Below are 6,301 nucleotides of genomic sequence, written 5' to 3'. Positions count from 1 at the left end.
CGAACACTCACCCAAACGCAACGACCGCACCGCCAAATGCAACCCCACCAACGACGACGAACACGCCGTATCCACCGTCACCGCAGGACCCTCAAGACCAAACACATACGCCACCCGCCCCGACACCACACTCCCCGCACTCCCCACACCCCAGTGGCCTTCGAGACCGGCCGCCGGGGTCCTGGCGAGCGATGCGTAATCCGATCCGCAGGCCCCGACGAAGACTCCGGTGGGCGTACCGCGGAGCTCGGCCGGGTCGATCCCGGCCGACTCCAACGACTCCCACACCCCCTCCAACATCAACCGCTGCTGCGGATCCATCGCCAACGCCTCACGCGGCGAGATCCCGAAGAACTCCGCATCAAAACCCGCCACATCCTCAAGGAACCCACCCGACCGCGTATACGCAGTCCCCGGATGATCCGGATCCGGATGATAGAGACCCTCCACATCCCACCCACGATCCACCGGAAAAGCCCCGACCGCATCCCCGCCACCCGCCACCAAATCCCACAAATCCCCCGGCGAAGCCACACCCCCGGGAAAACGACACGCCATCCCCACGATCGCAATCGGCTCGTCGAAGGAGGGGGCGGAGGCCGCCGGTCCGGCAGGCTGGTCGACGGGCTTCTCGGGGATCGCCTGGGAGAGCACGTAATGGGCGACGGCCGTCGGATTGGGCTGGTCGAAGAGCATCGTCAGCGGAAGCTGGAGCCCGGTCTGTCGCGACAGTTGATTGGTCAATTCGACGGCGGCGAGCGAGTTGTAGCCGTAGTCGCGGTAGGCGCGCTGCGGGTCCACCGTCTCGGCGTCCTGGCCCAGCAATTCCGCCGTCGCCGCGCACACCAGGTCCAGGACGTACTCGAACCGGTCCTCGTCGGCCAGGTCGGCGAGGCGGTCCGCGAGGGTGACGACGGTCTTCTTCCGATTCCGACGGGTATTCGAGCGCTCCACTGAACCCACCTCAATGTGCCGACTTCAGAATCTCCAGCGCCACTTCTGAAGGCGCTGCCAACGAACCGGGCCCGCCCGGGACTTCACATCGTCACGTGCGTCGTAAATACGCGCAGCCGGCCGATGGCCGTCGCGTTGTCTTCGAAAAGCACCGCCGACCAGCCGGCTTCGCGTGCACCGCGACAGTTCTTCTCCAGGTCGTCGACGAGGATGCAGGCCGCCGGCTCGACCGAGGCCGTCGCGGCGGCCAGGTCGTAGATGCCGCGGTCCGGCTTGCGCACCCCCACCTGGTAGGAGAGCACGAGGTCGTCGAAGAGCTCCGGATCCAGCATCTTCCGCCAGTACGGCTCGAAGGCCGGGACCATGTTGGACAGCATGCCGAGCCGGATTCCGCGGGATTTCAACTCGGTCAGATGGTCGATGAGTTCGTGGTTGGCCGGCCGTCCGGCGAACCAGTGTGCCGCGAAGTCCGACAGGTCCACCGAGGTCTGGAAGTCGTCCAGGAGGACGCGTTCGACTTCGACGGACCACGCCTCCATGGAGACGAGCGGGGTGTCGAGCGGCTCCATGAAGTCGTCGGTGCCGTAGTGCCCCGCCACCTTCGTCATGGCGCCGACGAGCACCGGCAGCGTCGTGCCGATCCGTGCGCAGAAGGCCGCGGCGGTCTCGTGCGCCGGTGCGGTGAGGACGCCGCCGAAGTCGCACCACACGACGGGTGCGGTGCTCGGGTCGATGGTCATGTTGCCCCTCGTCTGCCCCTCGGTTCGACTGTCCGTCGGTTCGTCTGTCCCTCGATGGGATGGTGGCCGTGCCGGTCACCGGCCGGTCAGTCGGGCCACGACGGGCGCGAAGTCGCCCATCTCCTGCTCGTGTACGACCCAGTAGCTCAGGCCCCAGGTCTCGCGGCGGCGCCACAGGGCGTCGCAGACCTCGTCGACGCTCCCGATCAGCGCCCCGGGTGCGGTGTCCAGCGCTTCCGGGGGCATCCCCGACGCGCGGGCGAACGCCCGCAGCGAGGCGTCCCGGTCCCGGGTGACCCGGCACAGGAACGTCAGGCACTGGAGCTCCAGGGCGCCCCAGCGCTCCCGGGCGGCGGCCTTCACCCAGTCGACGCGTTCGGTGAAGGCGTCGGGACCGGTCGACGCCGAGACCGCCGCGTCCACGCGCCCGCCCGTCATCCGCGGGTTGATTCCGACGATGTCCGCCTCGCGGGCGGCCAGCGTAAGGATCTTCCGACCGCCGCCGCCGATGATGACCGGAGGGTGCGGGGACGACTTCGGCACGGGCACCCCCTGCCGTACGTCCACGGCGTAGTGGTCGCCTCGGCGGCGGGAGGCGGCGCCCTGCCAGATGTCCTTCATCACGGCCACGCTCTCGCCGAGCCGGTCGATGCGCCGCGCCGCCGAGTCCATCGGCAGACCGGTGGCCTCGTAGTCCTTCTTCCGCCAGCCGGCGCCGATGCCGAACTCCACCCGGCCCCCCGAGGCGAGGTCCAGGGTGGCGATCTCCTTGGCCAGGGGCACCGGGTGCCGGAAGTCGTTGGCCAGTACGAGGGAGCCGACCCGCAGCGTCGTCGTCGCCTCGGCCGCGATCGTCATCGCCACCAGCGGGCCCCACTGCACGTCGAGGTGGTCGGGGACGAACACGGTGGTGTAGCCGAGCTCCTCGACCCGCCTGGCCTTGCCGCGCCAACTCGGGCCGTCGGGCGCCGACGCCAGTTGGACGCCGAACCGGAAGGGCTTCACTGCTGCCTCCCTCGGGCGCCGACCTGCCGTGCCGAGCCACCCGCCTGCCGTGCCGAACCGTCCACCGGTCCGCCCTGACCTCGGATCTTGGCCAGGGCGTCGGTGAGCGGACCGGTGCGGGACAGCGGGCAGGAGACGCCGATGAACTGGTCGGGCCGCACCAGGTAGACGCTGGGCGTACTGACGTCGAGTGCGGTGTGGAGGCCGTCGCCGCGATCGACCGCGTCGGCCTTGAGCGGCTGCTTCCGCGCGCTCTCCTGGTGGACGACGACCAGCTGCGGCACGAGCGACGTCCCGTTCTCCAGCTCGGCGTTCAGCCTTCGGACCGCCGCTTCGTCGTCGGCGCCCGCGCCGAGCACGAGGACGGTGAAGTGCTCGCGGCGCAGCACGTCGTAGAGCGTGTCCGCCCCTGCGGCGCCGTCGACCGCGGTGTCCGGGATGCGGCTGCCCGCGCCGCCGACGTCCCCCGTCGCCGAGCCGAAGAAGGAGTTCCGGGCGAACGTGCCCCCGAGCTGGGTGAGCGAGGGGATGAGGCGCTGCTCCAGCTTGCCGGTCCTGGTCCCCACGCGCAGGAGCAGGTCCCGCAGCTTCCGTGCGGGCCAGGGGCGCAGGGTGCTCATCTTGGTCTGCTGGTCGGCGGCGGCCAGTGCCACGCGCGCGGCGGGCAGGCGCTCCGCCTCGTACGTGTCGAGCAGGGACTCGTCGGCGTGTCCGAGGCTCACCAGCGCCAGCTTCCACGCCAGGTTCTGGGCGTCCTGGATGCCGCCGTTCATGCCCTGGCCGCCGACCGGGCCGTACAGGTGTGCCGCGTCGCCGGCTATCAGGCAGCGCCCGGCGCGCAGCGTCGCCGCCAGCCGGGTGCGGACCGTGGTGCTGGCCACCCCCCAGCCGGCGTCCCGCAGTCCACGGATCCGGATGTGCGCGCCGATCCTGCGGCGGTACAGCTCCTGCACGTGGGAGACGGCCGCTTCGGGGTCGGTGAAGCGGCCCTTGTCGGTGACGGTCGCGGCGAGGCGGTAGGCGCCGTCCGGCAGGGGCGCCACCAGCGACATCCCGTCGGGGTGGAAGAAGTAGTGGCCTTCGCCGGGCGGGGGCCCTCCGTCGGCGTGGACGTCGACGATGACGAACGCGTCCTTGGCCGCGCCGCCGTCGAAGGCGATGCCGGCCTGCTTGCGCACGGTGCTGTGCGCGCCGTCGGCGCCCACGACCCAGGACGCCGTCACCGTTTCGGTGGTCCCGTCGGCGTGCGCCAGGACCGCCGTGGCGACGTCGGCGCCGGGCTCCTGCGTCAGTTCGCGCAGCTCGACCGACCGCTCCACGGTGCCGCCCAGCTCGCGCAGCCGCTCCGCGAGGACCCGTTCGGTCTCCGGCTGGGGCACGGTGAGCATGTACGGGTGTCTGGTGTGCCGCACCGCGTCCGTCGTCACCCGGCCGGTCGCCGACCGCCCCGAGTAGAACACCGCGCCCTTGCTGCGCACGCCGCGTTCGACCAGCGGCCGGGCCGCCCCGAAGTCGTCGAACACCTCCAGGGAGCGGGCGGAGACGCCGATGGCGCGGGAGCCCTTGACGGCGGACGGGTCGGCGGCGTCGACGACGCGGCACGGCACTCCGTGGCTGAACAGTTCGCAGGCGAGGGTCAGTCCGGTGGGTCCGGCCCCCACGACGAGGATCTGGAGGTCTGCTGCTCGGGCCATGGGTTCGCCTTCCGGATCAGGGGTGGCTCGGGGGCGGGGCTGCGAGTTCGAGTTCCACGACGCCGACGCGGAGCCCGGCCTGGGCGACCTCGACCTCGGCCCGGACGGTTCCGTCGGCGCGCGGCGGGTGCACGACGGCGGAGCACTCGGCGTCGGCGTCGAGCTCCACGAAGTCGTCGAAGGACACCCGGCAGGCGACCACCGTGCACGAGGGGTTCGCCAGCGCCGACGCGCCCACCGCGGCCTCGATCGCGTGCTGCCGGCACGCCTCCAGCAACAGCTGTCCCGGGACGTGGTCGAGCGGGTGGTCGAAGTAGGCGGGGTTGCGCGGGTCGGCGATGATCGCCCGGCCGGCGCGCTCCCCCGGCCCCGCGCCGGCGGGGAGTCGCCCCGCGCCGTCCGGCAGTTCGCCGATCACCACGTTGCGGGGGGTGCTGCGGCCGACGAGTTCGGCCGCCAGCGGGCGGGCGGCGACCGGCGAGCGCGTCAGCGTCTTGCGGGCCCGCGAGTGGGCGCGCAGCAGTTCGTACTCGTCCTTCGGAGTGCACACGAGGGTGCCGCTCATGGACATCGCCTTGCTGGAGCCCACGTAGAAGTCCCCGGTGAGGGCCAGTACGGACGGCCCGCCGTCGGAGAGTTCGCGGTCCGTGCGGCGCAGCAGGAAGCAGCCTTCCAGCGGTGTCGCGCCGTCGTCGCGGAACGCCTCCGGATCGTGGACCCGCATCGAGGACGACCGGGCCACCATCATCAGGTCGCCGCTCAGGCCGTAGTGCGCGTGCCCGACCAGGATCACGGCCTGTCGGCCCGCCTCGACGGCCATCAGCGGGTCGTGGCGGCCGTCGGTGCGGTCGGACCACAGGGCGTGCGCCCGCGGCAGTTGGGCGGCGACCGCGAACTCGTCCTGTCCCACCTGCGCCGATCCGCAGAGGAAGACCTCCGAGACGGCCCTGCGGTGCACGAGCCGCCGGGGTACGGTCCGGTCGAAGTCCAGCCCGGCCATGAGGCGTTCCGGGCGGCGTTCGACGCCAACGGCGCCAACGGCGCCGCCGGCCGGGCGGGAGGACGATGTCCCGACCGACGGCGCCGATGAGCGGATGCCCTCGACGGTCACGGAGCCACCGGGAGCTTGTCGACGATGTCGACGATCACCTGGGCCACCAGGTCCGGCCGCTCCAGGTGGGCGAAGTGGTTCGTCGGGACCTGGTGGGCCGCGCCGGTCCGCTCGGCGTGCGCGCGCTGGGCCGCGACCGGTACGTCCGCGTCGAACTCGCAGATGATGAAGGACGACGGGACGTTCCGCCACGCCTCGCCGACCGGCGGGTCCGTGAAGGACGCGAGCGACTGGCGGGTCAGCCGCTGGACCGCCTCCTCCGTCATGTCCGGGCTCGGCAGGCTCTCCAGCACCCGGCTCTTGAAGCGCTGCTCGCCCTCGCCCACCGTGCCGTCGTCGCGGATGTCGAGCTCCGGGATGTCGTCGGCCGGGATGAAGCCGCAGTCCGCCACCGAAGTGCCGTCCGGGACGACCGCGCTGATGAACACCAGGTGCTCTACGTTCTGCTTGCCGACCGCGGCACCGGAGATCACGGCGCCGCCGTAGGAGTGTCCGACCAAAATGACCGGGCCGGAAATCTCGTCGACCACCGCGGCGACGGCCTTGGCGTCGTCACTGAGGTTTCCCAACGGACCCTCGGGGCCGCAGCTGGGGAGGTCGACCGTGCGGCTCTGGATATCGCTCTTGCTCAGGATCTCGGCGACGTACGACCACCACCAGGCGCTGTCGCTGATGAAGGCACCGTGCACATAGACCACTGTCGCTGGCATTTGAACTCCTCCATGGGTGAGGACTCGGTCGCGAGGCGTCCGACGACGTCGTGAAGCTTCCGACGACGAGGGCCGACGCTAAAGAGG

Annotated in this window: 6 protein-coding genes; all 6 read right to left on the bottom strand. The window is 71.3% G+C overall.

The annotated features are described in order from the left end of the window. Nucleotides 1-954: type I polyketide synthase (locus ABZ842_RS21185; protein ID WP_361538602.1), on the bottom strand; the 954-nt coding region annotated here is incomplete at its 3' end. Nucleotides 955-1,037: 83 nt separating this feature from the next. Then, the gene (locus ABZ842_RS21180; protein ID WP_361538600.1) at nt 1,038-1,694 is read right to left on the bottom strand and encodes an HAD family phosphatase; all 657 of its coding nucleotides are present in this window, start codon (nt 1,692-1,694) and stop codon (nt 1,038-1,040) included. Nucleotides 1,695-1,769: 75 nt separating this feature from the next. Then, the gene (locus tag ABZ842_RS21175) at nt 1,770-2,699 is read right to left on the bottom strand and encodes a TIGR03621 family F420-dependent LLM class oxidoreductase (RefSeq protein WP_361538598.1); all 930 of its coding nucleotides are present in this window, start codon (nt 2,697-2,699) and stop codon (nt 1,770-1,772) included. After that, nucleotides 2,696-4,393: an FAD-dependent monooxygenase gene (locus ABZ842_RS21170; RefSeq protein WP_361538596.1), complete on the bottom strand. Its 1,698-nt coding sequence runs from the start codon at nt 4,391-4,393 to the stop codon at nt 2,696-2,698. The genes ABZ842_RS21175 and ABZ842_RS21170 overlap by 4 nt, the downstream gene beginning before the upstream one ends. A gap of 16 nt (nt 4,394-4,409) precedes the next feature. Continuing rightward, nucleotides 4,410-5,393, bottom strand: a complete 984-nt coding sequence (locus ABZ842_RS21165; RefSeq protein ID WP_361538594.1) for a ScbA/BarX family gamma-butyrolactone biosynthesis protein — start codon at nt 5,391-5,393, stop codon at nt 4,410-4,412. A gap of 107 nt (nt 5,394-5,500) precedes the next feature. After that, complete coding sequence (locus tag ABZ842_RS21160) at nt 5,501-6,214, bottom strand: alpha/beta hydrolase (protein WP_361538592.1); 714 nt, start codon at nt 6,212-6,214, stop codon at nt 5,501-5,503. Nucleotides 6,215-6,301: the final 87 nt, after the last annotated feature.

This window comes from Streptomyces sp. NPDC047315, assembly GCF_040643215.1.
In the GTDB taxonomy this organism is placed as follows: Bacteria; Actinomycetota; Actinomycetes; order Streptomycetales; family Streptomycetaceae; genus Streptomyces.
Note: the sequence above shows the minus strand (reverse complement) of the source record. Positions and strands in the feature narration are given on the sequence as shown.

What these genes read in the sequence shown, in the direction of transcription:
- ABZ842_RS21170 (WP_361538596.1), bottom strand. Translation starts at nt 4,393, where the DNA reads ATGGCCCGAGCAGCAGACCTCCAGATCCTCGTCGTGGGGGCCGGACCC.
- ABZ842_RS21160 (WP_361538592.1), bottom strand. Translation starts at nt 6,214, where the DNA reads ATGCCAGCGACAGTGGTCTATGTGCACGGTGCCTTCATCAGCGACAGC.
- ABZ842_RS21180 (WP_361538600.1), bottom strand. Translation starts at nt 1,694, where the DNA reads ATGACCATCGACCCGAGCACCGCACCCGTCGTGTGGTGCGACTTCGGC.
- ABZ842_RS21165 (WP_361538594.1), bottom strand. Translation starts at nt 5,393, where the DNA reads ATGGCCGGGCTGGACTTCGACCGGACCGTACCCCGGCGGCTCGTGCAC.